Source organism: Desulfosarcina ovata subsp. ovata (assembly GCF_009689005.1).
Classification (GTDB): Bacteria; Desulfobacterota; Desulfobacteria; order Desulfobacterales; family Desulfosarcinaceae; genus Desulfosarcina; species Desulfosarcina ovata.
Window position 1 is genome coordinate 323,110 of sequence record NZ_AP021879.1, and the last position, 24,398, is coordinate 347,507.

The window sequence follows — 24,398 nt, forward strand, 5'->3', positions numbered from 1 at the left end:
ATCCTTACCCCTTTTCACGTTGATCAGGTTTTTTGATTCATCCGATCCAGTACCCGGTACAGTCCCTGGGTCCCCAGATTTTCCCATCCCATGGCCATGGCCGCCACATAGAACTGATGGACAAGGGCCAGTCCCGGCAGCGAAAGGTGCATACGACCGGCTTCGTCCAGAGCAATGCCCATATCCTTTACAAAGTGCTTGATAAAGAAGCCAGGGTCAAAGTTATCATCGGCTATCCGGCGACCCAGGTTGTTGATGGACCAGGAACTGGCGGCCCCTTTGCCGATGACGTCAATCACCTGGTCAAGATCCATGCCGGCCTTGCGTGCGTACAACAGCGATTCCACTACGCCGATCATGGTGCCGGCGATCAAAATCTGGTTGGTCATTTTGGTATGCTGACCGGCGCCGGCGTTTCCCATAAGGGCAATGGTTTTGCCCATGATTTCAAAAAGCGGTCGAATGGCATCGAAAACGGCGCTGTCACCGCCCACCATAATCGCCAGCGTGGCTTCACGCGCGCCAATATCGCCACCGGAAACCGGGGCATCCAGGGCGTTGACCCCTTTGGCGAAACAGGCCCGGTATACGGTTTGGGCCAGATCCGGACTTGATGTGGTCATGTCCACCACGGTGCTTCCGGCGCTTGCCCCGGCCAGGACGCCGTCATCGCCAAGGATCACTTCGTGGACATCATCGGGGAAGCCCACCATGGTAAATACAATGTCACTTTTTTGGGCAACCGCTTTGGGAGTGTCGGCCCAGACGGCCCCTTTCGCGATAATCGGATCTGCCTTTTCACGACCGCGGTTAAAGACGGTTACCGGGTAGCCGGCGGAGAGCAGGTGGCCACACATGGCGGCGCCCATGACGCCGGTACCGATCCAGCCGATTCTTTTTTCGGCCATTCCAAGCTCCTTTAAATGCATGTGAAAATTTATACAGACGAGGCATTGTTGGCTGCCGTCAACTCATAGATCGGGTAACCACGGCTTATATCCGAATATCGGATCAAATGCAATTTTTCGGATTTCCATAGTTCCGCAATTATCCGGTTGGACTTCCCGACCTTTCATCGTTTGTATCTGGCATTTTTTTAGATCGAATGTCGCAAGCAATAAAAATTGAACGTCTTTGTGTTGCCGGTGTCTAAGGATCGGTCATCTCGAAAAATCGAGATGGCCGATCCTTTATGGGATGTGCCGATGGTTTCTCGTGAATCATTATCGGCTTTTGTCCTTCCGGGAAAAATATTTAGACATAGATGTTTACCTGCATTATATAAACTCTGTAGGAACACGTTCAACCTTCGTACTGTCGATGGTGGTGTTTCCATAACTTGAAGTCGGTCAAGCCGTCAGCCAAAAAGGAGGTATGCAAGAAATGAAAAAGGTAATTCTGATCGGTGTTTTGGGCATGTTTGTACTCAGTGGCTGTGCAACTCCCCAGACCAACACGGGCAAGGGCGCCGCCTATGGCGCTGCAGGTGGCGCGATTGCGGGTGCACTATTGGGGCAGGCCATCGGGGGCGATACCGAGGGGACACTGGTCGGTGCTGCTGCGGGGGCTGCCGTGGGTGCTGCCGCCGGTGCCGGCGTTGGCAAGATGATGGACAACCAGGAAGCTGAAATGCGCAATGCATTGGCGGCTTCTGAAGCGGCTGCGGTCCAACGGGAAGGAGAACTTCTGGCCATCACTCTCAAGGGTGATGTTTCATTCGATACCGGTTCCGATATCGTCCGACCGGCACTGTATAACGAGTTGGATCGTATTGCTCAGATCATGATCAAATATCCCCAGACCACCATTGTGGTGGAAGGCCATACGGACAGCGTCGGCTCGGAAGCCTTCAATCAGCAGCTTTCCGAACGGCGAGCCGGGAATGTGAAAAATCTGCTCGTCCAACGGGGCGTTCAGGCATACCGGATTAACTCCATCGGGTATGGTGAGAGCCGTCCGGTGGCCAACAACGCGACTCCTGAAGGACGCCAAATGAATCGCCGCGTGGAAATCCGCATCAACCCGACAGCGCAGGGATGATGTGCGGAATGCCGTTTTCCAAGGCCGTGAAACGCCCAACATAAATGCATGCATGAGCGGCGTCATCCATCGAAGATGAGTCGTGGCAGGCATTTGTCATTTTTGATATACCGGGGCGGCAATATGCCGCCCTTTTTTTAACACAAGCAACTGAACTTTATTTTTTGACTGGTGTCTAAGATTATACAAAGCCGAATTGTTCATGATCATGAGCTGGTTTTGAAGCTGCAGCGGGGCGACGATTGGGCCTTTCAACTGCTGGTCCGTCGGTATCGCAAGAAGATTTTTTCCATTGCGTTCGGCATCACCCTGGATGCCGAAGAGAGTCAGGATATTGTGCAGGAAGTTTTTCTCCAGGTTTATCGAAGCATCCACAATTTCAGAAATGACGCATCGCTTTCGACCTGGCTGCGCCGCATCACTGTAAATCGCTGCCTCAACTGGAAGCGACGCTGGGCGAGGCGTTTCAAATGGCTGCACTTGCCGCTGGGCAGCGACGATGATGAAAGCCGAATAGATCCCAAGAGCGACTTGCCGTCACCGGAAGCGCACGTTTCCGATGCACAGACACAAGCGCAGATCGATGCCGCATTGAAGCAGTTGCCCCATCATGCAAGGACGGTTTTCGTACTCAGGGAAGTTGAAGGCCTTTCCTATGAAGAGATTGCCGATGTCACGGGAGTCAAATTGGGAACGGTGAGATCCCGTCTTTTCCATGCCCGCAAGCGGCTCAAAGAGATTCTGGCGCCGTTGATGGAGGACGAAAAATGACCACACCCCGCATGCCCTGCGATGAAGCGTTGTTAAACCGTTATCTTGACGGTCAACTGGATCCCATGGAACAGCAGCGTATGGAATCCCATCTGGCGCATTGCCGGGAATGCCGCCGCCAGGTCGCCATCCTGTCGGGTTTTTCCCGGGGACTTTGCCGGAGGATTGAACAGGCGTCCGAAACCGTGGACTTTTCCGCCCTTGAAAAAGAGGTCGTGATCAAGGCGTTGCGGCCGAGTCGCGCCGTTGGCGGGAATCCGCTGCTGGCCGCCATGAAATTTCTGGTTCCGATGGCCGCCACCGCAGGCGTGCTGCTGTTTTTTGCCCATTCCCATTTTCTGGCCAAACCGGACGTTGGTCCCAGTGCGATCATAAACTCTTTTACAGGGTCCATGTCATCTGTTATGATTTTCGAAACCCCGAATACGCACCAAACCATTCTCTGGTATAATGAAACCACCGATGCTGAAAGCGAACAAGATGCGGTATAGACACGCCTCCCTGATTCTCCTTTGCCTGGCCTTGGCACTGCTGGTTACCTGCGCAACACCGGGAACGGCACTGGCAAAAGCGCACTGCCGGATCAGTGTCGATACCATTCTGGCCGCACGGGGGGATAATGTGATCGACCCGAAGCTCAGAAAGCACGTCAATGAATTGCAATCCATGTTCAACTATACCTCCTACCGCTTAATCGGCAGCCAAACGCTCGATCTGGCGGTCGGTCAGACGGGCACGGTTGCATTGCCCGGCGATCGTCGGCTGAAAATCACGCCCAAGAAAATCCGCGAGAAACGTGCCGAGATTGCCATGCAGATGATAAAACAGAATCGTGCGGTGTTCCAGACCCAGATCCAGCTCCTCAACCGGGGCAGCCTGTTCGTTGGCGGCCCCCAATACCTCAACGGTAATCTCATTTTCAAGATCTCCAGTTCCTACTGAAACAAATCAGATTCCTACAAGATTCTCTGAAGGGTTCGCCGCTCAGGGGACTCTTTTTGGGTCAGCCTGTCGTCTGAGTAAGGAATTGAGAAATAAATGATATATTCAGTATCGCATTAAATTCTCAATGCTTCGGGTGAAAAACTATCTAATTTCCAGAATTTGCTTTTAAAATCAATGGAAAGCGAATAGTATTAAACAGTGGCACAATCCGTGCTACGATCTTGACGAGAAGACAAGCCGTCCATGGCCGCGCAAATTTGTTGCCCGTTGGCAATAAAGCGCCAAAGAGAATCGTTGACAGAGGTGTGGCAGATGGGACCGTTCAAGATCAGCAGGCAAAATGAAACCCTTGAAGTGGTAGCCAAAATTACGGACAGCATGGTTCAGGATTATGGATGCCGTGTGAAATACAACAAGGAGCGGGGGACCATTGACCTTGTCGGAGAAGCGTATTGCCGGGATATCGTCAATGAGGTCCTCACCGGCATGTTGAAAAATTAAATCATTTCCAATGCCGGTACCATTATTTTGCTTCCCTAAACCGATTGTCCCGCCATCCCTCATGGGCATGCATTTATATTTCAGCAAACAATTGCTCCCGCTGGTCAAGCGGTAGTCCGGTTTAATGGGATGATCCGCGAACGTTTTTGAGGCCCGGCAAAAAAAAGCGCCTCCTTTTGCGCTCAGGATTATCGGAAAAACCACCCACGATCGTTCACCTCCGTTGACAAGGCGCTGATTTACTTTTACGATGCTGATATAATTAACGATACCAAGGGGGCAGGACATGAATAAAGGGGACCTGATCGAGGCGCTGAAAAGAAAAAACGGATTTACCCGTGAAAAGGCGGAGCAGATCATTGACCTTTTTTTTGGTGAAATGACCAATGCCCTGGTTAACGGAGACCGGGTGGAAATCAGAGGCTTTGGCAGTATTTTTGTTAAGGACTACGGATCCTACAGGGGGTGTAACCCCAAAACCGGTGAGTCGGTGATCGTAAAATCCAAGCGGCTGCCGTTTTTCAGGTGCGGGAAGGAACTGAAGGAACGGGTCGATACGTTTAAGCGCTGATTGGATTTTCCGGGGATGACCCCGGTTTTTCCACATGAATGGCAACCGTTTGCAAAAAAGGCGGCTGCATGGGAACCCCGGTTCCGCGCCGGCGTGCGCCACGCCAGCAGAGATGCGAGGAGGCTCCGGAAATGCATGGGCAAACCATGATGAACCCTGTGCCGAAACCGGTTGGCCCGCTTAACCTGCCGCCATCCCTGCCCAACTGTTTTCTCCTCCTGCGCCCCCATTCAAGGCCGCAGAAGCGTCGTGATGGTGACCCGCACGCCTCCCCAGATGACGAAACCGCAACGCGTCCCGACGAAGCCGTCGTGTGCCGTCAATGCCTCCACCCCATCACCTCCGTGGTGGAACAGCGGGTGATCAACAGCGCCCATGTCCACACCTTTGCCAACCCCTCCGGAATCTTGTTCGAGATTGCCTGTTACCGGAATGCCAGCGGATGCGGCTATATCGGACCCACATCCGCCGAATTCACCTGGTTTCCCGGATTTGTGTGGCGCATCGCGGTATGTACCAACTGCCTGATTCACCTGGGATGGCGGTTCATTGCGGTGGACGGCAACTTTTTTCATGGGTTGATTACCAGCCGACTCATCTTTCCCAAGATATGAATGCCATCAGCAATTGTAATTATAACAAAGGTAAACCCCCGGCTTTGCCGGGGGACCAGCATCATTGAGCAGACCGCGCAAGTGTTTCGTTTGCAACCCATTGAAAATATACGGAAGAGATTAAAGACAGAGGCAAAACCGCTTTATGTGGTAAGTACCTCACTGGTCGAAGCCGGTGTGGACCTTGACTTCCCGGTAGTCTATCGGGCGCTGGCCGGTCTCGATTCTATTGCACAGGCTGCCGGTCGCTGTAACCGCGAAGGAAGGCTTCCCAATTACGGAAAAACCGTTATTTTTCTTCCCGAGAAACAACCGAGTTACGTGCAGGCTCCGGCTTCACTTGCCCTGGAATATCTTCTAAAACCAGTCAAATGACTTAATACTTCATTCAATTTCATGTATTATAATCACTCCGAAGTTTGCCCAAAAAAAGGAGCGAGGCAATGGCTCAAGGCAAAGCACTTACACCGGAAGAGAAAAAAGTAATAGTGGCTTTGAAAGAATATTTTGACCGTACTATAGATGACCTTGAGGAGCAGGAAACCCTTAGTGTGCAGAGGGTGGCGAATGCTCTTGGATTTGGCATAGCAACGGTGAAAAGGACTATGGCGGACCATGGCCGTGGCATAAATTTCGATAAAGTGGAGAAGATATATAGAGGGCGACCACAAAAAGCGCTTTCCGATTCAGTACAGACAATTGTCCGAGAATACATACGTAAGGCCAACAAAGAAGGTGCGTATATAACACTTGAAATGCTGTGTCAGTACCTTGAAGATGTCGCTCCTGAACAGGAATTTAGCATCCGGACATTGGGCCGAGCCCTTGACCGTTGGGGGTTTACATTTGGTAAAGGGATACGTACCCAGCGGTTTAAAGAGAAAGACCATGTAGTGGTAGCCAGACAACGCTACCTCAGGAGAAAAATTGCAAATAGAAAGGGCAAGGGGACGGTTCGTCCTGAAGTTTATCTGGACGAGTCGTATGTGAACAAAAATCACAGTAATGATTTCGTATGGTACTACGACGATGATGGGCCATGGATTCAAAAGCCCGAAAAATTGAATGGCAAAAGAAGCCGATATCCACCATCCAACAGATTCAGGCACTGGTTCATTTAAACCCATAATTTCACCTCTGCCTGGCCCACCGGGGAAAGCATTTTGCTGTCTTTCGGGGAGACAGGTGAAAATGAGATTTCAAATCGCTCAAGCGGTCGTCCACGGATTGTCGTCAGACATATCCGGTTCGTCCAGCACGGACCTGACCTGGATTGCCAGCTCTACTTTTGAAAAAGGTTTTTGGATGAATTTGACACCTTCATCCAGGATCCCGTGATGCGCGATGACATTGGCGGTGTACCCGGACATGAAAAGGGTTTTGATTCCAGGGCAAAGCGATCGAATATGTTTTTCCAAATCCCGGCCGTTCATCTCGGGCATGATCACATCGGTAACCATCAATGCACAATCACTATTGTTTTCCTTTATCAATTCGATGGCTTCCCTGGGGGTATTCGCCGCCAGCACGCTATATCCTAGTCCGGTAAGCATCATGCGAAGCAACTGCAGGGTCGATGCCTCGTCCTCAACGACCAGAAGCTTCTCGCCTTGTCCGAAAGGTATTCTGTCAGGGCGCTGGTACCGGTGGCCCACTTCTTCACCCGTATACCTGGGGAAATATATTTTGAATGTCGTTCCCTTCCCGAGCTCACTATACACGTTAATGAAGCCGCCATTTTGCTTTACGATGCCGAAAACCGTGGCCAGCCCCAAGCCTGTACCTTGCCCGATTTCTTTGGTCGTGAAGAACGGATCAAAAATCAGCTTCTGGGTTTCTTTGTCCATCCCGAATCCGTCATCGCTGATGGCCAGCATGGCAAAATCACCAGGAATAAACCCCTTATGGAAGCGACAATATTTCTCATCGAAAGTACGGAAGTCCGTCTCGATGGTGATTTTTCCCGTTCCGGATATGGCATCACGTGCATTCACGCAAAGATTGGCCAGGATCTGGTCAACCTGAGTTGGATCAATCTCGATGGGCCATAACATGTTTTTCGGGTGCCATGTTAAATCCAGGTCTTCACCGATCAACCGCCTCAGCATGCTGAGCATGCACTCTACCGTCTGATTCAAATCGATAACCCGCGGGGCAATGGTTTGCTTACGGGCGAATGCCAACAGTTGACGCGTAATATCGGCGGATCGCTGGGCTGCGGTACGAATTTCTTTCAGGTCTTTACGGATGGATTCGTGTTGTACCGCTTTTTCCTCGGCCAGTTCCGCATAACCCAGGATCACGCTAAGCATGTTGTTATAGTCATGGGCAACCCCTCCGGCCAGCCTGCCCACGGATTCAAGCTTCTGTGCCTGGTGAAGCTGTTCTTCAAGCTCGACGCGCTCCGTGATATCGTTAACGACAATCAGAACGCGGGAAAGCGGATCCTCATATCCGGGAACAAACGCGCATGTCACGGTCACTGAGCACAGTTCACCATCGGCCGATTTCACGACACTGTCCAACATGATCCGCGTGTCTCCCTTCCATAGGCCCACAAGAAGCGCTCTGAATGCATCTGAGGCTTCTGTGGAAATGCTGGCGTTTATTTTCTCAATCAAATGTTCAAAGGTGTCGGCTTTGAACAGCGAGAACGCCGCCGAGTTCACGCTTAGGATCCGGATGGTCTTCGTGCAGCGCTCCAGGATGTCTGGGTGCTGCTCCAGATAGCTGGCCAGGTAGGCCGCCTGTTCCTGTATCGCGTCAAATTCACCACGCACACCGGAAAAATCGATGAGCCAAAGCGCAGCGGGGTTGCTTTCAAATAGGATGCGAAACCTTTCCTCGCTTTCCTTCAGTTCTTTTTCCTGTTCTTTTTGTTCCGTGACATCCCTGAAAATAAAGACGGCACCCGATACGTTTCCCTCATGGTCCAGGATTGGGGCACCGCTGTTGGAAATTGGAATTTCGCGACCTTTACCGGTTATCAGGAGCGCATGGTCGGCCAATCCATGCGTGGCACCGTGACGAAGAACCTTATTAATCGGATCGTCCAACGGCTGCCGGGTGAATTCATTGACGATGGTGAAAACCTCTTCCAGCCGGCAATTCACCACCGACGCTAGGTCGTGCTCCGATAGCATCTCGGCGACCCGGTTCATAAAAGTGATCCGCCTATCCATATCGGTGGTGATGACCCCGTCACCGATGCTGGACAAGGTGGCCTGCAACAGATTGCGCTGGTGTCGCAGGGATCCCGCCATTTCCTCCAGGTTACGGTTCTTTGTCTGGATCTCATCCCTTGAGGCGATGATCCTTTTGACCATCATTTCAAATGCGCCATGCAGAATGGAAACTTCTGCGATCCGCGTATCCACCTGGTCAATGCGAAAATTATCCAGGTGGTCCAATTCAAGCCTCTGAATTCCAGCCACGAAATCCATCAGGGAGCGTGACAGGTGTTTGGAAATCAACATCGCTCCGGTGGCACCGATGATGACGGCTACACTGCCGGCCACCAGGCAGATCAGGATGGCAAACCCTATTTCCCGGTGGGTCTCTTTTTCAGATGAAACGCCGACCATGGCCAATGGAAAACCATCAAGCGGGCTGACCTTGATGTTCAACATTTCATACGACGATGGCACGTCGGACCATTTGCGCCATGTCTGGCAGCCTTCAACGAAATCCTGTTTCTCCTTGTCCGGGCCCGTTACGCCAGACGCTCTTAAGCCGGACCCAGTATCTGTCAGCAGGCAGGTGAACCCGCTTTTTCCGATTGTTGTGTTGGCAAAAAGATCCTTCTGGACTTTATCAAGATTGATGCCCACAATTCCGTAATCACCTGTTTGCCGGCCATCTTGTTTTTTGAAGGGAGATTTTATAAAGAGCGTTGCCGCCTGCCCGTCCTTCTGTTCGTTAGAAGCCACAACAATATTGGACAAATTGGAATCCTGAATAAAACCTTGAACACGACTTTGAGCCTTCGGGCCCATTAGTTGATTCATCATCCCTGAGCTATCAAACACGACTTTTCCATCGTGAACGAAGAGCACCGTGGCGATATCGGCATCCCGGGTACTTATTCGGGAAAAGAATCCTCGCAGCCCTGGTACCGACATGGCTGCGAGTTCCGGCGCCCTGAAGAAGACACCCACGATGGGCTGGGATAACCATAGCTCCAGGTTGGCCTGTTTCCTTTCGACGTAATTCTGGAGGACGACGGAACCCTGCTTCACCATCAACGATAGTTCCCGGTGCGAACTTTCACTTTGGATCCTGGCGGAACTCCAAGCCGCAAACAGGGTTAGCGAAAAGATAATCACCACCATGAGGGCAATGGTCATCGCGGTCAGATACGCTTTAATGGAATACTTTCTGTTTATCATCGGATTTGGCGCTATGAGGGTTCTTTATGGTTTGGAAGCCTGGCTGACAAACATAATGAAATCATCCAAGGTAATACCCGTGTTTTCTTTCCAGTTCCGGTTGAGCTCGGAATCGGGTAGTTTTTTCTGCTGATCGAAAAAGCGGGCTACGGCCTCCTGCAGGTCTTTATCCGCTTTCCTGAAGCACCAACCATATTCAGTGAATTCGCCCACCGGGAAGGCAACCGAAACGTTTCCGGCAAAACTTTTTATTGACCAAAGCGCGCCATCCGCGCCGATGATGCTGAAATCAGCCTTGCCGGCATCCACGGCCAGAATCGCGTCCTTCTGGGGCAGGAAGACAATCTTCACGGGGTTTTCCTGGAAAGCGCTACGGTTCATGTCGTCAAGCCACGTATGGTAGGAGGTTTCTTTCATCACGGCAGCCGTCTTCCCGGCAAGATCTTTGATTTCCTTGAATTCCTCTTTTCTGGTTTTGTTCACGATGATGGTGTTACGGGAAATGTAAAGCGGCACGTACGCCAGCTTCTTTTCGCGCCATTCCACTTTAACCAAATCATTGGGGTACATGTCGCACTTGCCGGAAGCCAGTGGTTCGGGGGTGTATGCTTCATCTCGCAGAACCTCACCGGTATTGTTCCTGAACTGGTCATCCCAGGCTTCAAAATGTGTAAATTCCGGTTTGACCCCGCTTCCAAGAGAGTCGACATAGGCCATTGCGTTTTTCTGGTAAAAGTTCTGCTTGGTGCCGGCCAAACAGATGCGAATAACCCCGCTTTTCATTATTTCATCCAAGGATCTTCCCCAGGCTGGCCTATTGAAGGGGAGGGAAACCAAAACACAGGTCAAGGACAGCATGGCCACGATGTTTCTTATATGATCGTTCTGCATGACTTCTCCTTTTTCCGGGGGGGATTACCCCGTTTTGCCAGGCTTGGCGAACGTAGCCAATGATTGGCTTCTCTGGCGTTGTGAAACGGGAAAACAGTTTCCATCAGCTGATGGTCAGGAATGATCCCTAATGAGAGCGGATTGTCCTACTTTACCTGGCTGTAATTCCTGAGAACGCTGAAGTGCAATCCAGTAGCCGCCCCAGCTGAAACGCTGCTGCACTCGCTAAAGACGCAAGCCTTTCTTTCCGACAGATTCGGTATCAATGTCCCTGTATGTTTCAATACAGATGCCCAGATTCCATTCACCCAAAGTCCTTCATAGCCTAAGTAATACCGCAGCTTAGCTACTATTGCAGATACATCGAGTAAGTACAATGCCGCATGTCTGGCGATCTATTGTAAGTCCGGGGCGATTCCCTATTCCGCATTCATTGTTGCCGATATCCGTTGATTGAAATTGCGATTCGATTGTTTAATTCGGCAGGCGGGCATAATCTGATGCTTTTCGGTGCATAAGAGGCTGGACACGTTTTCTGAGGATGGTCTTCGGAGGTTTTTCAGCTTTTCTCAGTTCCAACCCGGTATCGTTTTTCACAACCTCAAAAATATCCTCTGGATCGATCCCCAAATGATCGACCAGCTTTTTGGGAATGACCAGGCTTCCTCTGCCGTTGACACATATTTTCGTATCAACGTTCTTTTTTTTGCGCTTGGTATTCACATCTTCAATCTTTCCCAAGGCCACCAGTCCATTGTAATACGCCGTTTTTAAGGCGGACACGGTTTTAAAACCGTGTTTTTCCATTATCTCGCCTTGTGGTGTGCCCATTTCGACAGCCTGAACCAGGGCATTATGCTCCACCAGTTTTTTTCGTGCCACAGAAATTCCTTTTCGAAATCGATTGGTAAACATTTTTATAAGAATGGGTTGCGGAAAGAATCTTTCCCCCTTAAAAATTTAATCATCCCGCCTTTACTTTCAATATCCCGGTTGATGATTGTTCATTATCTTCAGATAATCATATGTTAACACATGTAACAGCGAGCGGTTGGTACACAAATATCGGGGTTACCTCAAACAAAGGATTGCATATCGCTTTTCGTTGAGCTATCAATAATTATCAGTTATTAATAGCAGGGGGGGCGTCATGCCATCCAGTTATGTCATCGGGACTCATTTTGAGGACCTCATAAAACGTCAAATTGCAAGCGGCCGCTATAGCAGTGCCAGCGAAGTCATTCGGGATGCTTTGCGTCTGTTTGAGGAACAAGAAGAACTGCGCGCCGTCAGGATCGAACAGCTTCGCCGACAAATCAACGAGGGCAAAAACAGCGGTCCGGGAACGCTGGCGGCCGATGTCTTCAATCGGCTTGAAACCAAATACAGCCGCTTAGAAAAAGAATCATAGACCACACCATGCAATGCGCCTTTTCCCCTCGCGCGGAATTGGACCTTGAGGAGATTGGCGATTATATCGCCCGTGACAATCCTTCCCGAGCGATTTCTTTTATTATTTCTTTTATTCAGGAAATTCGGGAGCTGTGTTTCAAAATAACGGCAGCACCGGAAGCCTTCCCGTTACGCCGGGAGCTTGGCAAAGATATTCGAATGGTTGCATTTCGTCATTATCTGGTTTTCTACACGGTCAGCGACAGCGTCCGGATAGAACGCATCCTGCACGGGGCCCGTGATATTCCAAGCATATTTGGGGAATGATAAACAGGAGCACTTGGTGTGCATTGCCCCGTTTTTGAACCACCGCAACTAAGAATAAAAGAGAGGTCATATGTCGATTTTCGATCGGACATCAGGATTTGATCCTACTGACTGGATGCGGGAAAAGTCCTTGGCGGCTCTTGAAATCGCTGTAAAACTTGTTGATCTTGCCAACGAACCCGACACAACCACCTGGTATGAAAAAAATTTGAAGCGCATGGCAGAGCACCTGATTGCTCGTCTGTTACCAATGACGGCGCTATTGCACGGTACTGAAGCCAAAGCAGTCGAACTCGACCAATGGAAAGGTATTGTGGAAAAAGGCACTTTCGCGCTTACCAAATGGTGCCGCCAGTGGAAGGTTGCCAACCCTTATCATTTTTCTGAAAGTGTAACCGCCAGCAAAAGAGACGGGGACGAAACCACCGAAAAACGCCAAGCCGTTGAGCCGACCATTTTAACAAATGACTACGAACACAGCTTAACGCTTGAACTGGAAATTCACCATCATATGGCATATCAAATGTTATATGGTGGCCTTAATGACCCGGCGAAATCCTTACTGGCCTGGGCGCTTTTCAATCTCGGCGCGTCCGAATATACAGATATCGCGGTTCTGAACAAGAATTTCTTGCCAACGGATATCGGTTGTACGCCTGAGCAAACCAGCGAAGGATATCGCCTTCTGTATCAAAAAGGGCTGATTGAAAAAGTAGAGGGCCTCAATATCATTGATGAGGCCATCGCCCTAAGGCTGGTGGTGGAAGGAATCAACGACAGCAAACACGCGCTGCCTTTCCAGGAAGTTGCCTTCGGGCGTCCGGGCTTGAGAATTCAGGGAAAGCCAACTGTCGGAAACATCGTACAACTGACGTTTGACAAGCATCATAATAAATATCTGGAGTGGATGGCTTGTTCACAAGAAAAAATTCGACAGTTGCATGAAGCGTTGCAGCAATCGATCGGAAGTGATTATGTGTATATTGAAAATGTGCAAGTTGTCACAACAGCAGACAAAACTGACAACAAGTGTATTCTCGAAATACAATATCGCCATCCTTTTGATAAGGACGATCGCCTGATGGAGGATCAAATAAAAACTGCCGCTGAAAAATGGATTAAGGCTTCGGTCGTATCGACAACAAGACCGAATGGATAGAAACACTCAATCATAAAAGTGGCGGCGCTTTTTCTCTGAGCGTTGCCACTTTTTATTTTCATCACCGGTAATGGTTTTATGGGATTCTAAGCCTTGTCGAGTTGGCTCAGCAATCGATAGGTGGGCTATGTTTCGAATTCCCGGTGGTTACTAAATCACAAGTACGAGTGACGTGAATAAACGCCGAAAGACCGTAGAAAGATACAACATATTAATATTTTTAAAAAAAATAATCTTATCTTGCACTATTTCAGATAGCCGCTATAGTTGTCCGAAATTGGGCTTTTATTTTCTTAACGGGGTATCCACTTAACCTAAAGTTTCCTAAATTCAATCAAGCCGCCATGCGCAGCAGTACGTCCACGAGAGAATTAAAGACGGATTTGCGTGGCACCGGGAAGAGCCTACCAAAATCCTTGTCCATCGCGGCCTTTGTAACGGATCGGCGGACATCCGAAAAGGCAAAATGACGGCGGCCGCCGACGGCATGCCGGCGAGATGGCGTTTTCTCGACCCGGCTGGCGTAAATCCAGGCGACGGTGGTCGCCAGCATGCAAAAGTGCAGATGGTTGCTGACGGCCTGCGGATGACGGCTTTGCGTGTCAGCGCTGCCGATGTCGTTTTTCAATTCCTTGAATAAGGCTTCGATCTTCCAGCGGGCCCCATAGTATTCGATAATCTGCTCAGCCGAAAGGGACAGGTCGGTGGAATAAAGTGCCACCCACTGTGTCTTACGATAGACCCAGACCACCTTGACCGCACATCGGATGGTCTTGAGCATCACCACGCGTTCATAGGCTACGATGTTCCGGTTGCGGCCATACAGGTTGACGATGTATTCTTTTGCCAGCGATTTGAATCGAACGGCCAACGCTGCCGCATTCCCCAGCTTGCGGCCATATTTACGCGGGCGGCCTTGTCGTCCGGTCGGAGGTGGCGGCAGTTCAAATATTGTGCTGTTGGATCGAAGCCTGGAAATCATATCCACCCATATGCCCAACTGTTTTTTCAATGGCTTCCACAGGCCGCCATTGCCGAACCATGAGTCGGTGATGATGACAATCCGTTTTCTGGGAAACACCGCGGCAATCTCACCGATCATGTCGACCGCCATGGCAAGCTTGCTCTTGAATGTCACTTCCGGTCCATTGCTGTCACGGTTCATTCGTTCGATGGTTTTCTTCAGGAGGTAGAAACGATAACTCAGCGGCAGACAGGCCCAACGTCCCTTGATCATCTTCAACAACCCCACAGCAACGATGTTCTGGGCCCACGGATACCTGGACTGGTTTTGCTTGGCAGCATGATCGAAAACCTTGTCGCAGGCGAAAATCTTCTTGCCTGTCTTGGCGTTGATACTGTCATCCAGAGCCAGCATTAACCGCCCACCGGTCGTTGGCAGCGGAATCAATTTCCACAGCGTGGGCCATAACCGTTGCCATGGAATCCGTGGGGATGCCATGAAGGTATAGAACTTTTTACGACTGATCCCGGAAAAGCCGAACACCGTCTTCAAGCACCGTAGAATGTTTGAGGTCCTCGATGAGGCGAAAGGAACAATGATCGCCACGATCGTGTATACGAACCATATTCCCCGTTCCTGACCTTTACTGGACTGAGCAAATTCGTTTTTGAGTTTTTCAAGGATGTCGTGTAGGATAAGCATGCGAGGCCTCCGGTTGGGTTGTTTGTTTGTGGAAGAAGAAACATACCACAACCGAGCCTCGCAATCAACATTAACATACTGTATTAACTAAATATTTGATCATATTGCCAAAAATCGGTCCCGATATCTGTAATGATTTCAATAGGTTACAGGCGACCGCCATTTTGCTAACCATCTGTTATTACAGGAAATATTAATATTCTTCAGTAGTACTCACCCCGCCGGGCTGCTTTCAAAAAGGGGAAACTTTAGTCCACTTAACGCAAGTAACCCTAAATATTGCGCTTGCCATTTACAATATCTCGGTACCGCGAAGGTGTCGTTAATACTGCCTGCTCCATTAGGCGGAAAAAAAGAAGCCCTCTCGACTTTGATTTACGGCGGTTGAAACGGAACGTGTATTCATCCAGATAATAATCAAGATGGTCACCTACAACAGAGCACTGGTACTATATATTGTATCAGCTTGCGTCAAGTGGATACCCCGTTTTTTTTATACTACCCTGAACGCATTGAACCATAAATTGACCAGGGAGAAAACAATGATAAAAGTCGAGTTCTCTGAGCAGGATCTTAAAACCATTGAATATTGGTCCCAAGTCATCCGACGCTCTCAATTTGCAGTGCCGAATAGGTTTCTATCTCGCTATGACGAAGTAACAACGATTCAATCAATCATGCCTATCCGGCATACAATCAATTTGAAGCAAAATATAATAGTTTTGTAACATAAAAAAATAACAATGCACCAGTAATTAAGATTTGAAGTACCTCCACAATTGATTTGGGCTTAAAAATGGTTAATCTGCCCCCATAACGAAGTGGCTGCAATAAGTTCCGCAACAAGCCACTTCATATTTTGTTTACAATATCGATGAGGTGGAAATGATGAACAGATTATTTTCAATTCTTTTGTTGGCAGTTTTTCTTATGGTTTTAAGTGTTTCATCAGGATATTCACAAAAGGTATCCGGACAATTCATCCAAATGGATCAAAACAAAGATGGATCAGTGTCTTTAGAGGAATTACAGAAGTCTTACCCAGAAATGGATGAAAAAAGCTTCAAATCAGCGGATACAAACAATGATGGAAAAATTTCTCATGACGAGTGGTATAATTTTAAAGATAAACCTCGCAAGGGACAGAGACAAGGACAAAAAAGTGGCAAGGGTTATGGCCAGGGAAAAAGAACTTATTAAAATGAAGGCTAACTGTAGCGGCCTGATATCAAGGCACCATCCGGGACAAGATTAACCGTTTCTAAAAATTGCCCCTGGCCAGGAATAATCGATAATAGGCCAGCTTTATTCGTTACTTGGCCTGGAATCATAAATCCTCGGCCAGAACTATTCGATATTAAGCAATTCGTGGCACCCATCTTTTTGATAGAGCAACTTACGTACTCCCGGTAGCTACCAGCCTTCGTACAGGATTGTTACGCGTGGGGATAGACCACAATATCCCAACTATCTGGTATTACATTGCTTTACAGATTTCCTGTACATAGCACAACGCGAGCCACCCGTGTGATAATCAGCCATTAATCTGGCGTCCGCGGCAACTCAAGATATGACTCTATAATCTGCAGAGCGGAATGAAAAAAAGGCGAAGGAAATTTAATGTATCTGTACTCGTTTCCCCTCGATGAAAATTTTCATTAATCTGCAATTCCCGAATCTGTTATTCCATACAGATTGATCGACCGTATCACAGGTTTTCCTGATCGACAGATATGTTGGAGCTATCCCACGAATTTTGGGTAGCCCCAAGATTCCAGATACCCATTTACGTATCTGGAATTTCCATTTTCATACCAGGTAGAAAGATTAGAAGAGATAATTTGTATATAACGCTCGAGTTCACCTGCATTTTGAAGCGCAGCGGAAAAATGTCAGGTGCAACGATTATACACTTATTATTATCCTTCTCAACGGTTATGTATATGAAATGTTTGGCATTTCGAAGCACATTCCTGTCAAGTTACAACCACTTTTGATACGAACTGAAACGTTCGATAACTCACTGACTACCAAATGTTTTATATACAATGTTGGCAACTGGTGTTCATTCATTTGTCCAGCTTTTCATCGTTTTTATAAAATATTCTTTAAAAAGAGTAATCATTTCATTTCTATGTTGTTCGCACAAAGCCCAATTCCATTTCCGATTTTCAAAGATTAAAGCAGATTTCAATGAATCTAATCTTTTCTTTTCAAAAAATGATGTGCGTTTTTCTGCAAAACTTTTATTGGAATATTCAGAGTTCATACCAATTGACAATAAAACCAAGTTACCAAAATCATCGAGACGTTTCTTTTTTTCTTCATCAGAAAGAGTTTCGTTTTCATCCCAAAGTATGTTTTCGTCATACTCCCTTCTGTTTTGTGGCGAAATATGCTCAACCGAATTTTTCTTCGTCATTCGGTAATTTTTCCAGTCATCGCCTTGTTCACTTGCTTTTAAATACCAAAGTATAAAATCTGTTTTGTAAAACCAATAACTCCAAAAGACAGTACCGCTTGGTCTGCTTAGTGCCTTAATATCGGGGTTAAAAACATTTAATTTATTATCAATCAAATTCCAGCTCCTTAAACTTAAATCCTCTGATAGTTCAGAGCAAAACATTAGGTTATCGAGTTTTAAAAGGTACTTGTATAAATTTTCCGTATTATCTTCTTGTAAAGTTTTGTTTAAAAATGGAGTCAGCCAGTATAAAGTAGTTATCTGTTGCGAGTGATAAAGCATACTTTGCAACAAAGCAAGACCTTCATTACTTAATGGCTCTTTTCGTTGTAGTACCTTTTTGTTTTGATATAGTCTTTTTATAAGATGAATTTCCTGATTTGCTTCTTTTTCAATCCACTTAATAACGTGTTTATCGAAATTTATTCGAAGTTTCAAGAGTAATTCAATAAATGCTTTTACATCGGTTTGGTTAAGATAATAGGGATAAAAATGGTTTTCAAATGTTTCAATTAATTTCTTTTCGTTGACCTCCGCAACTTTGTCTGATGTAAAACCTTCGTATTTAGTGTTAAATATGAAAATTCTTAAGGAGTGTTGCAAAAACATTGGAAAACTAATAATGCTCCTTACCTTGCCCGAGTCGTAGTCGTACTCTTCATTATCTTCTTTCAAACTATATTTATCCAACTCAAGTATTTCGTTCAAATGCTTGTCTTCAAAATCTGATGTTGATTTGGCAATACGGTTTATTATATCTGCGGGCAAACCAATTTCATTATCTTCTTCTGTTTCTTTTTGAGTTATATCGCCCCATTTGAAGCCACAAACGTCTTTGATATTCTTTTCAATATAGTTGTCCATAATGGAACAGGCTTCCCAAATCTGAGCGTATTTTCTTTTTTCATAATCAGGTAGGTATTGAATAAGTTTTGATTTTATTATTTCGTGATGTTGAAGCTGAACACCCCTGTTATTTAGAACCTCAAATAATCTGTTTTCATCAATCCCGGAAGGCATTTCAGTTTCTATAAAAGCAACTTTTTCATAAAGAAACATTGTTAGTCTTTTCTTAAACTCAATCGAGTTTCCTCTTTCTTTGGCATTTAAAAATGTTTGTATCGTTTTTTGTGCTTGGGTAATTCCTTCGAGCTGCAATTTTTCTTCTTTTGTAAGCTGTGAATAATTATCAGGATTTGAAAAATATTGATTGGCAAAATCTCTGATGGTAAACGAAATTCGTTTTACATAAATCTTGTTAATATGAGCATAGGCAAAGTCTTCCAACTCATTTTTCAACTCATAACTCAGCAACCAAAGCGTGGTAAATCGTTGCTGTCCATCAATTAAATCGTATTTGCTTTGATTGCTAATAATAATTGTACCACCCAAGAAATAGTAATTATCAGGTGTTTTGGTGGCTCTTTCCAAATCTTCGAGCAAAGTAGTAACCTGGTCTTCGCCCCATACATACAAGCGTTGATAAATTGGAATGGAATAAAAGCGTTCGTTTTCAACTACATCTTTTAATGTAATTAAATCCGATTTTATTGATAGATTGCGTGTAACTATTAAATCTTCAATCATAATTTGATCCACTCTTTTAGTGCTTTTAAACTTGTTTGGTCTTCTTTTTCGTAATATTTAAGCAAGGCTCTTTTATAGTTACTTCTTACAGCATTAATAAGTTGTCCATTTTCATTTAACAGTGGAATGGTTTCGTCCCTGAATACCGTATCGTTGGTGTTTTCTATTATAAAATCAAAGACTTGTTCGGGTATAAATGCCTGTGAAATAATATCAAGCAAATTTTGCTTTTTATCCCTTAAAATACGGATGGCAGTTTTATCATAAATACTGCTCAATTCAACACGATACACGCCAATATAATAATCGAGATACTTCGCAAACTTGTCAATATCTTTTGATTCGAACTTGTCGTAATACAATACCATGCACAAGCGATATAGCGATTTCAAATACTCCGACATTCCACTATGGCTGTAAACGGCTTTATAAAATTCCTTGAACTTAAATAACTCGCTATTTTTCGAATGTTCAGTATTAAACAAAAAATGATACATTGCTGCATATCTTTCGGAATAAAGAAAAAAACCAATTCCTTTTTCAATGGGTTGACGCAAGGAAAAAGGATAATTGATGGCGTGCGATTTTAATGCTATGGGCGAAGTATCGAGCAAAATGCCGTCATATTCATCGTACCGAATAGCGTGGGCTATTTTGTTTTTTACCGTTGGGAAAATCTGAACTTGATTTTTTATTTCAGGGGTGCGAGTTTTTCTTTGAAATTCCAGCAATACATCGTCTTGTGATTCGTACCACACATTGCTGCCTTTCCACGAGCGACCTCGCCATATTACCTTATTGAATAGATAGTTTAAAAACTGATTGGTGTTATTGGTATCCCATTGCTTAGCAAAAGCCACCTGTTTCCCTTCTTCTTCTCTGAGTTCACAAAGGTGGAACGATTTCAGATAATCGGCTGCACCCAATTTTACACCTCGGTTGTTTTGCGTTTCGAAAAACGAAAAGGCATCGTCTTGTCTATTGGTAACTATTACCGAAAAAGCCAAATCAGTCACTACTATGTTCCAATTATTTTGCAACCAATCGGTTTTATAGTAATTTACAAAGTTTTTAACTTCTACAATATTCTTTTTTGAAATAGGTGAATTGAAAAAGAATTGAACCTTATCGGTATGTTTTGCCAAAATACTTTGCCCATTGTTGGCAATTTTGTCTAAAATAAGCAGTGATGTAAGCCGTTGTTGCCCGTCTATTATTTCGTAACCGCCATTTTGACAAAAAAACAAGATGCTACCCATATAGTAAATTTGCCCGCTATTGTGTTCAACGTGGTATTGTAGGTCATTAATAAGGGTATCTACCTTTTCGGCATTCCACACATACGGTCGCTGATAGTCGGGAATTTTGATAGAGTAACCCCCTTCAAAAGCAAATATGCTTTTAAACAGGGTGGTTCCGGCTACAATTTTGTTTTTTTCTTTAATTTCCATTTCTTTGACCTTAATCACGTTTTCTTAACATGAAATGCCAACCACAAGATGTTGCGGTTGGCATTCTCCATATAAATTCCTTTGCATGACATGTTATGTTCATCACCCAATTACCAAAGAGCGACAATAGGCGACTCTCTCAACAATAATGGTGGATTAAAGTATTGTAAATTTAAATACTCAACTATACCTGTAATTTCATAATTATCGTTGAAATTAATGATTTCATCGTCATAATATACATTTTTTAAAATCATTCCATATGCCCCAAGATATGAGTATAGAAATAATAATTTTTGGATATTAAAAGTATCATTTGTAGTGAATTTTATTGAGTACTCTCCCTCCCAATTAATCGCAGAAATCAAAAATAATTTGGATGATTTAATTTGAAATTTGTTAAAATTATCAAATTTGAAATTTATTCTATATTTAGTTAAATCTATTTCTTTATCATTGGCGTATATTGTAATGTCTGGACCAAATCTTTCATCATTAAATGCCTTACAAAGTTCATTCATATTTGAAAATGAAGTACCAATAATTTCATACTCTTTAGTCCCCCATTTCTTTGGATCGAAATCGGCAGAATCAAATATGATCTCATGCCAAACTTTTTCAATTGTATATGGAGGACGGAATACTTTTTTTCCATTAAAGTTTTCAATCCAACCACGTGAAAATCCTTCGAGATCCAATTGATGATCATCGGGAACAGAGAGTATCGATAGTTCTGTTATGGAGCCTTGTATGATAATCTCGATTTTTTGCATGTTGTCTTTTCGTCTATGTGAGTATCTTTTAATCGAATAATTTCCAAATTATCGGTATAATGCCTAACTTAATAGCTGCATAAATCGATCAATTATACCAAACTAAAATGTTCAGAGAGCTATTGCATGGGAAAGCTATTTGCGAACCTCGTAGATTTCTGCGTTTTTAGTACTGAAGAGCTTAATCAAACCTTGTTTCACGATATCAGCGTAAACCTCGTCTTCGGGTTCACCACCAATGATTATTTCACTGATTTCTTCCCAAATCTCGTCCGTATCATCTGTTATAGCTTGAGGCAGCATCGTAGTCTACAAGGTTACTGATCTCAAAGTCGATAAATGCCGGATCGGTTATCTGGTCAAACATTTTTTATTCTCCGATTATTTGGATAATGTTTCCATTTCTAGTGATCAAATTTCTCTCAACTAAATCGTTCAGAACCTCGTCCGAATTTTCACCTTCACTGAATCTCCTATGCATTTCAATGATCACAGGATGTTCTGGTTCACTCATGAGTCCTCTGACGTAGTTTTCGAACTCAAAAGCATCTTTAGGCTTGAATGCCAGCGATAATCTGATTTTGTCTTCTTCCTGACGATCTGAAAATGTCAGGTTATCCCCGCCTTAATTTTCTTCCACAATAGGTTTAAAACCTATCTTCTTCTCTTTTTCTTCACCAATTTTCTTGCCTAAATCCGGGCCCCCAAATAATATCAACTTTTGTTACATTGGCACGTAGGAGGAGCGTGCCCAATGTCCAGGATAAAGCGGAAAAAATGTCGGCATTGCCATCGGTTATTCGTTCCTGACCCGCGAAACAGAAAACGTCAAAGGTACTGTCGCAGACCCGCGTGCCGTAAGGCCAGCAAAGCCGATAGCCAGAAACGGTGGTGCCAAAAACCAGAGAACGTTGATTACTTCCGCGGGGCGGATAATGTCGAACGGGTTCAGCGGTGGCGCGAGACCAATCCAGGATACTCGCGCCGAAAGCCCAAAACCTGCGTCGATGCGTTACAAGATCCCTTAAATCGACAACATGCAGAAAATACAGACAATAATACCGATTTTACAAACCATGCGTTACAAGATCTCTTAACATGCCAATCCTCTGTATTAATTGGAATTATCGCTCAATTAACCGGGTATGCGTTACAAGATGACATCGCAATGGCCGCCCGTCGTATGCAACAATTTGGCGACGATATCCTTAACCCTCAATATAAAGGAGGCCATCATGGTAACCAAGCACCCAATTTGCCCCGATCGTATCCGAAAAGTCCCAAAACAGTTCAGTTGGCTCGATCACCGCCTGGTCAGTGAACACTATATCGATCGCTGCACTCACAAAGCGGCGGCATTGTATCTGTTCCTGGTCACCGTCTCCGATGCAAAAGGTATGAGCTATTACTCCGACCGAACCCTGGCCCAGCGCCTGGGGATGGACGAACCGGAGGTCATACGGGTTCGCAGCGAACTGGTTGATATCGGCCTGATTGCCTATCGAAAGCCGTTATATCAGGTTTTAGCCATCGACCCCGAGCCGGTAAGAACCAGCGGTGGCCTTCAGTCGGTTGAACAGATTTTCAAGCGCATCGCGGAGGGTCGGTCATGATCGATTATGCCCTTTACTGCAAAATCAACCATCTGAGCGCAAACGACGGATTGACGGCCCCACAAATCGCCCGTGAACTGTCCATGGACGTCAGAACCATCCGAAAATGGCTGAATGAAACCCAGTATAAGCCACGCCAGGGCACCCCGCGCCCCAGCAAGCTCGACCCCTTCAAAAGGGATATTGTCCGCCTGCTCGAAACCCATCCCTATACCGCGACACAGATCTTTCAACGCATCCGGGAACAGGGCTTTACCGGCCAATATTCCATCGTCAAGGACTACGTCCGCAAAGTAAGGCCGCCCAAACCAAACGCCTTTCTCACGCTATCATTCGCGCCGGGAGAATGCGCCCAGGTCGATTGGGGATCCTATGGTTCCGTCAATGTCGGCAATACCCGAAGACGGCTCAGCTTTTTTGTCATGGTGCTTTGCTATAGCCGCTTGATGTATGTGCAGTTCACCGTCTCGCAAACCATGGAACATTTTTTGGGCTGCCATCAAAGTGCCTTTGAGTTTTTCGGCAAGGTTCCCCAACGAATCATGGTCGACAATCTCAAGAGCGCCGTGCTCAAGCGCATTGTGGGAAAGGCGCCGGTGTTCAATCCCAAATACCTGGACTTTGCAAACCATTACGGCTTTACGATCACAGCTTGCAACGTGGGCAAGGGAAATGAAAAGGGGCGCGTGGAGAACGGTGTCGGCTATGTAAAAAAGAACCTTCTGGCCGGATTGGATATCTCCGATTTTTCGGCCATCCACCCAGCGACCCGGCACTGGCTCGACACGGTGGCGAACGTACGTACCCACGGCAAAACCAATGAACAGCCCATTGCACGTTTTGAAAAAGAGCGCTCCTGCTTAAACCCGTTGCCGGCAAACCGCTTCGACATCGCTACGGTCTGTCAGGTCCGGGCGTCGAGCCAGTTCCGCGTACCGGTTGATGGCAACCATTACTCGGTGCCGGCCGAGTATGCCGGTCGGCAACTGACCTTGAAAACCTACCCCGACCGGATTTGCCTTTACGATGACAATAAACTGATTGCCCGCCATATCCGCAGCTATGATCGCCGCGAGGATATCGAAGACCCGGATCATCCCAAACAACTTTTGCTGTGGCGCAAAAAAGGGCACTGGTTCAGTTGAATAGGTGTTGTAAGTGGCAGAATATACATAAAATAGCTGGACAATAGAAAATAAAAAATGTACGGTAATCTACCCCAACCATGATGAGAAGGAGTAGATT

23 protein-coding genes and 1 pseudogene are annotated in these 24,398 nt (G+C 46.1%); 15 read left to right on the forward strand and 9 right to left on the reverse strand.

Going from position 1 to position 24,398, the window contains the following annotated elements:
- Positions 1–23: 23 nt before the first annotated feature.
- On the reverse strand, positions 24–908 hold the full coding sequence (locus GN112_RS01535) for an NAD(P)-dependent oxidoreductase (protein ID WP_155308609.1): 885 nt from the start codon (positions 906–908) through the stop codon (positions 24–26).
- Between the two features lie 475 nt (positions 909–1,383).
- On the opposite strand from GN112_RS01535, the gene GN112_RS01540 reads away from it, so the two are divergent.
- The 9 genes from GN112_RS01540 to GN112_RS01580 all read left to right on the forward strand — a co-directional run bounded on the left by GN112_RS01540 (position 1,384) and on the right by GN112_RS01580 (position 6,563).
- Positions 1,384–2,040 carry a YiaD family glycine zipper/OmpA-like lipoprotein gene (locus GN112_RS01540; protein ID WP_155308610.1) on the forward strand — a complete coding sequence of 219 codons (657 nt, stop codon included), beginning with the start codon at positions 1,384–1,386 and terminating at the stop codon, positions 2,038–2,040.
- A gap of 219 nt (positions 2,041–2,259) precedes the next feature.
- The gene (locus tag GN112_RS01545; protein ID WP_162458730.1) at positions 2,260–2,811 is read left to right on the forward strand and encodes an RNA polymerase sigma factor; all 552 of its coding nucleotides are present in this window, start codon (positions 2,260–2,262) and stop codon (positions 2,809–2,811) included.
- Positions 2,808–3,302, forward strand: a complete 495-nt coding sequence (locus tag GN112_RS01550) for an anti-sigma factor family protein (protein WP_155308612.1) — start codon at positions 2,808–2,810, stop codon at positions 3,300–3,302. Before GN112_RS01545 ends, GN112_RS01550 begins: the two co-directional genes overlap by 4 nt.
- Positions 3,292–3,753 (forward strand): hypothetical protein, encoded by a 462-nt coding sequence (locus GN112_RS01555; protein WP_155308613.1) that lies wholly within the window; start codon positions 3,292–3,294, stop codon positions 3,751–3,753. Before GN112_RS01550 ends, GN112_RS01555 begins: the two co-directional genes overlap by 11 nt.
- Positions 3,754–4,068: 315 nt before the next feature.
- Complete coding sequence (locus GN112_RS01560; RefSeq protein WP_155308614.1) at positions 4,069–4,257, forward strand: hypothetical protein; 189 nt, start codon at positions 4,069–4,071, stop codon at positions 4,255–4,257.
- Between the two features lie 286 nt (positions 4,258–4,543).
- Entirely contained in the window at positions 4,544–4,828 is a 285-nt protein-coding gene (locus tag GN112_RS01565; RefSeq protein WP_155308615.1) for an HU family DNA-binding protein, read from the forward strand.
- A gap of 68 nt (positions 4,829–4,896) precedes the next feature.
- The gene (locus GN112_RS01570) at positions 4,897–5,442 is read left to right on the forward strand and encodes a cereblon family protein (protein ID WP_155308616.1); all 546 of its coding nucleotides are present in this window, start codon (positions 4,897–4,899) and stop codon (positions 5,440–5,442) included.
- Positions 5,443–5,817 carry a hypothetical protein gene (locus tag GN112_RS01575; protein WP_231716906.1) on the forward strand — a complete coding sequence of 125 codons (375 nt, stop codon included), beginning with the start codon at positions 5,443–5,445 and terminating at the stop codon, positions 5,815–5,817.
- 68 nt (positions 5,818–5,885) lie between these two features.
- Complete coding sequence (locus tag GN112_RS01580) at positions 5,886–6,563, forward strand: COG3415 family protein (RefSeq protein WP_155308617.1); 678 nt, start codon at positions 5,886–5,888, stop codon at positions 6,561–6,563.
- An 87-nt stretch (positions 6,564–6,650) separates the two neighbouring features.
- Here GN112_RS01580 and GN112_RS01585 read toward each other — a convergent pair whose 3' ends face one another.
- The 3 genes from GN112_RS01585 to GN112_RS01595 all read right to left on the reverse strand — a co-directional run bounded on the left by GN112_RS01585 (position 6,651) and on the right by GN112_RS01595 (position 11,603).
- A complete protein-coding gene (locus GN112_RS01585; RefSeq protein ID WP_155308618.1) occupies positions 6,651–9,830 on the reverse strand; it encodes a hybrid sensor histidine kinase/response regulator in 3,180 nt (1,059 codons plus the stop codon).
- A 24-nt stretch (positions 9,831–9,854) separates the two neighbouring features.
- Complete coding sequence (locus GN112_RS01590) at positions 9,855–10,613, reverse strand: substrate-binding periplasmic protein (RefSeq protein ID WP_162458731.1); 759 nt, start codon at positions 10,611–10,613, stop codon at positions 9,855–9,857.
- A 582-nt stretch (positions 10,614–11,195) separates the two neighbouring features.
- The gene (locus GN112_RS01595) at positions 11,196–11,603 is read right to left on the reverse strand and encodes an AbrB/MazE/SpoVT family DNA-binding domain-containing protein (RefSeq protein ID WP_155308620.1); all 408 of its coding nucleotides are present in this window, start codon (positions 11,601–11,603) and stop codon (positions 11,196–11,198) included.
- Positions 11,604–11,871: 268 nt separating this feature from the next.
- On the opposite strand from GN112_RS01595, the gene GN112_RS01600 reads away from it, so the two are divergent.
- The 3 genes from GN112_RS01600 (at position 11,872) to GN112_RS01610 (ending at position 13,599) form a co-directional block, all read left to right on the forward strand.
- Entirely contained in the window at positions 11,872–12,132 is a 261-nt protein-coding gene (locus tag GN112_RS01600; protein ID WP_155308621.1) for a type II toxin-antitoxin system ParD family antitoxin, read from the forward strand.
- 8 nt (positions 12,133–12,140) lie between these two features.
- On the forward strand, positions 12,141–12,440 hold the full coding sequence (locus tag GN112_RS01605; RefSeq protein WP_155308622.1) for a type II toxin-antitoxin system RelE/ParE family toxin: 300 nt from the start codon (positions 12,141–12,143) through the stop codon (positions 12,438–12,440).
- A 70-nt stretch (positions 12,441–12,510) separates the two neighbouring features.
- On the forward strand, positions 12,511–13,599 hold the full coding sequence (locus GN112_RS01610; protein ID WP_155308623.1) for an NADH-ubiquinone oxidoreductase chain 4L: 1,089 nt from the start codon (positions 12,511–12,513) through the stop codon (positions 13,597–13,599).
- Positions 13,600–13,933: 334 nt separating this feature from the next.
- Here GN112_RS01610 and GN112_RS01615 read toward each other — a convergent pair whose 3' ends face one another.
- Both GN112_RS01615 and GN112_RS33515 read right to left on the reverse strand, forming a co-directional pair.
- Positions 13,934–15,265, reverse strand: coding sequence for an IS701 family transposase (locus GN112_RS01615; RefSeq protein ID WP_155308529.1), 1,332 nt, complete (start codon positions 15,263–15,265; stop codon positions 13,934–13,936).
- A 272-nt stretch (positions 15,266–15,537) separates the two neighbouring features.
- Positions 15,538–15,705: pseudogene (locus GN112_RS33515) on the reverse strand (IS1595 family transposase); the annotation flags it as partial.
- Between the two features lie 445 nt (positions 15,706–16,150).
- On the opposite strand from GN112_RS33515, the gene GN112_RS01620 reads away from it, so the two are divergent.
- On the forward strand, positions 16,151–16,465 hold the full coding sequence (locus GN112_RS01620) for an EF-hand domain-containing protein (RefSeq protein ID WP_155308624.1): 315 nt from the start codon (positions 16,151–16,153) through the stop codon (positions 16,463–16,465).
- An 865-nt stretch (positions 16,466–17,330) separates the two neighbouring features.
- Here the strand turns inward: GN112_RS01620 and GN112_RS01625 are convergent.
- The 3 genes from GN112_RS01625 to GN112_RS01635 all read right to left on the reverse strand — a co-directional run bounded on the left by GN112_RS01625 (position 17,331) and on the right by GN112_RS01635 (position 21,540).
- Positions 17,331–19,316 (reverse strand): DUF262 domain-containing protein, encoded by a 1,986-nt coding sequence (locus tag GN112_RS01625; protein WP_155308625.1) that lies wholly within the window; start codon positions 19,314–19,316, stop codon positions 17,331–17,333.
- Positions 19,313–20,767: a DUF262 domain-containing protein gene (locus GN112_RS01630; RefSeq protein WP_155308626.1), complete on the reverse strand. Its 1,455-nt coding sequence runs from the start codon at positions 20,765–20,767 to the stop codon at positions 19,313–19,315. Before GN112_RS01630 ends, GN112_RS01625 begins: the two co-directional genes overlap by 4 nt.
- Before the next feature lie 110 nt (positions 20,768–20,877).
- Positions 20,878–21,540, reverse strand: a complete 663-nt coding sequence (locus tag GN112_RS01635; protein WP_155308627.1) for a hypothetical protein — start codon at positions 21,538–21,540, stop codon at positions 20,878–20,880.
- Between the two features lie 1,235 nt (positions 21,541–22,775).
- Here GN112_RS01635 and GN112_RS01640 point away from each other — a divergent pair.
- Both GN112_RS01640 and istA read left to right on the forward strand, forming a co-directional pair.
- Positions 22,776–23,153 (forward strand): helix-turn-helix domain-containing protein, encoded by a 378-nt coding sequence (locus GN112_RS01640; protein WP_155308628.1) that lies wholly within the window; start codon positions 22,776–22,778, stop codon positions 23,151–23,153.
- On the forward strand, positions 23,150–24,298 hold the full coding sequence (istA, locus tag GN112_RS01645; RefSeq protein WP_197743233.1) for an IS21 family transposase: 1,149 nt from the start codon (positions 23,150–23,152) through the stop codon (positions 24,296–24,298). The genes GN112_RS01640 and istA overlap by 4 nt, the downstream gene beginning before the upstream one ends.
- The last annotated feature ends 100 nt before the right edge of the window (positions 24,299–24,398 follow it).

What these genes read in the sequence shown, in the direction of transcription:
- GN112_RS01535 (WP_155308609.1), bottom strand. Translation starts at nt 908, where the DNA reads ATGGCCGAAAAAAGAATCGGCTGGATCGGTACCGGCGTCATGGGCGCC.
- GN112_RS01540 (WP_155308610.1), top strand. Translation starts at nt 1,384, where the DNA reads ATGAAAAAGGTAATTCTGATCGGTGTTTTGGGCATGTTTGTACTCAGT.
- GN112_RS01550 (WP_155308612.1), top strand. Translation starts at nt 2,808, where the DNA reads ATGACCACACCCCGCATGCCCTGCGATGAAGCGTTGTTAAACCGTTAT.
- GN112_RS01555 (WP_155308613.1), top strand. Translation starts at nt 3,292, where the DNA reads ATGCGGTATAGACACGCCTCCCTGATTCTCCTTTGCCTGGCCTTGGCA.
- GN112_RS01560 (WP_155308614.1), top strand. Translation starts at nt 4,069, where the DNA reads ATGGGACCGTTCAAGATCAGCAGGCAAAATGAAACCCTTGAAGTGGTA.
- GN112_RS01565 (WP_155308615.1), top strand. Translation starts at nt 4,544, where the DNA reads ATGAATAAAGGGGACCTGATCGAGGCGCTGAAAAGAAAAAACGGATTT.
- GN112_RS01570 (WP_155308616.1), top strand. Translation starts at nt 4,897, where the DNA reads ATGGGAACCCCGGTTCCGCGCCGGCGTGCGCCACGCCAGCAGAGATGC.
- GN112_RS01575 (WP_231716906.1), top strand. Translation starts at nt 5,443, where the DNA reads ATGCCATCAGCAATTGTAATTATAACAAAGGTAAACCCCCGGCTTTGC.
- GN112_RS01580 (WP_155308617.1), top strand. Translation starts at nt 5,886, where the DNA reads ATGGCTCAAGGCAAAGCACTTACACCGGAAGAGAAAAAAGTAATAGTG.
- GN112_RS01585 (WP_155308618.1), bottom strand. Translation starts at nt 9,830, where the DNA reads ATGATAAACAGAAAGTATTCCATTAAAGCGTATCTGACCGCGATGACC.
- GN112_RS01590 (WP_162458731.1), bottom strand. Translation starts at nt 10,613, where the DNA reads ATGAAAAGCGGGGTTATTCGCATCTGTTTGGCCGGCACCAAGCAGAAC.
- GN112_RS01600 (WP_155308621.1), top strand. Translation starts at nt 11,872, where the DNA reads ATGCCATCCAGTTATGTCATCGGGACTCATTTTGAGGACCTCATAAAA.
- GN112_RS01605 (WP_155308622.1), top strand. Translation starts at nt 12,141, where the DNA reads ATGCAATGCGCCTTTTCCCCTCGCGCGGAATTGGACCTTGAGGAGATT.
- GN112_RS01610 (WP_155308623.1), top strand. Translation starts at nt 12,511, where the DNA reads ATGTCGATTTTCGATCGGACATCAGGATTTGATCCTACTGACTGGATG.
- GN112_RS01615 (WP_155308529.1), bottom strand. Translation starts at nt 15,265, where the DNA reads ATGCTTATCCTACACGACATCCTTGAAAAACTCAAAAACGAATTTGCT.
- GN112_RS01620 (WP_155308624.1), top strand. Translation starts at nt 16,151, where the DNA reads ATGATGAACAGATTATTTTCAATTCTTTTGTTGGCAGTTTTTCTTATG.
- GN112_RS01625 (WP_155308625.1), bottom strand. Translation starts at nt 19,316, where the DNA reads ATGATTGAAGATTTAATAGTTACACGCAATCTATCAATAAAATCGGAT.
- GN112_RS01630 (WP_155308626.1), bottom strand. Translation starts at nt 20,767, where the DNA reads ATGGAAATTAAAGAAAAAAACAAAATTGTAGCCGGAACCACCCTGTTT.
- GN112_RS01635 (WP_155308627.1), bottom strand. Translation starts at nt 21,540, where the DNA reads ATGCAAAAAATCGAGATTATCATACAAGGCTCCATAACAGAACTATCG.
- GN112_RS01640 (WP_155308628.1), top strand. Translation starts at nt 22,776, where the DNA reads ATGGTAACCAAGCACCCAATTTGCCCCGATCGTATCCGAAAAGTCCCA.
- istA (WP_197743233.1), top strand. Translation starts at nt 23,150, where the DNA reads ATGATCGATTATGCCCTTTACTGCAAAATCAACCATCTGAGCGCAAAC.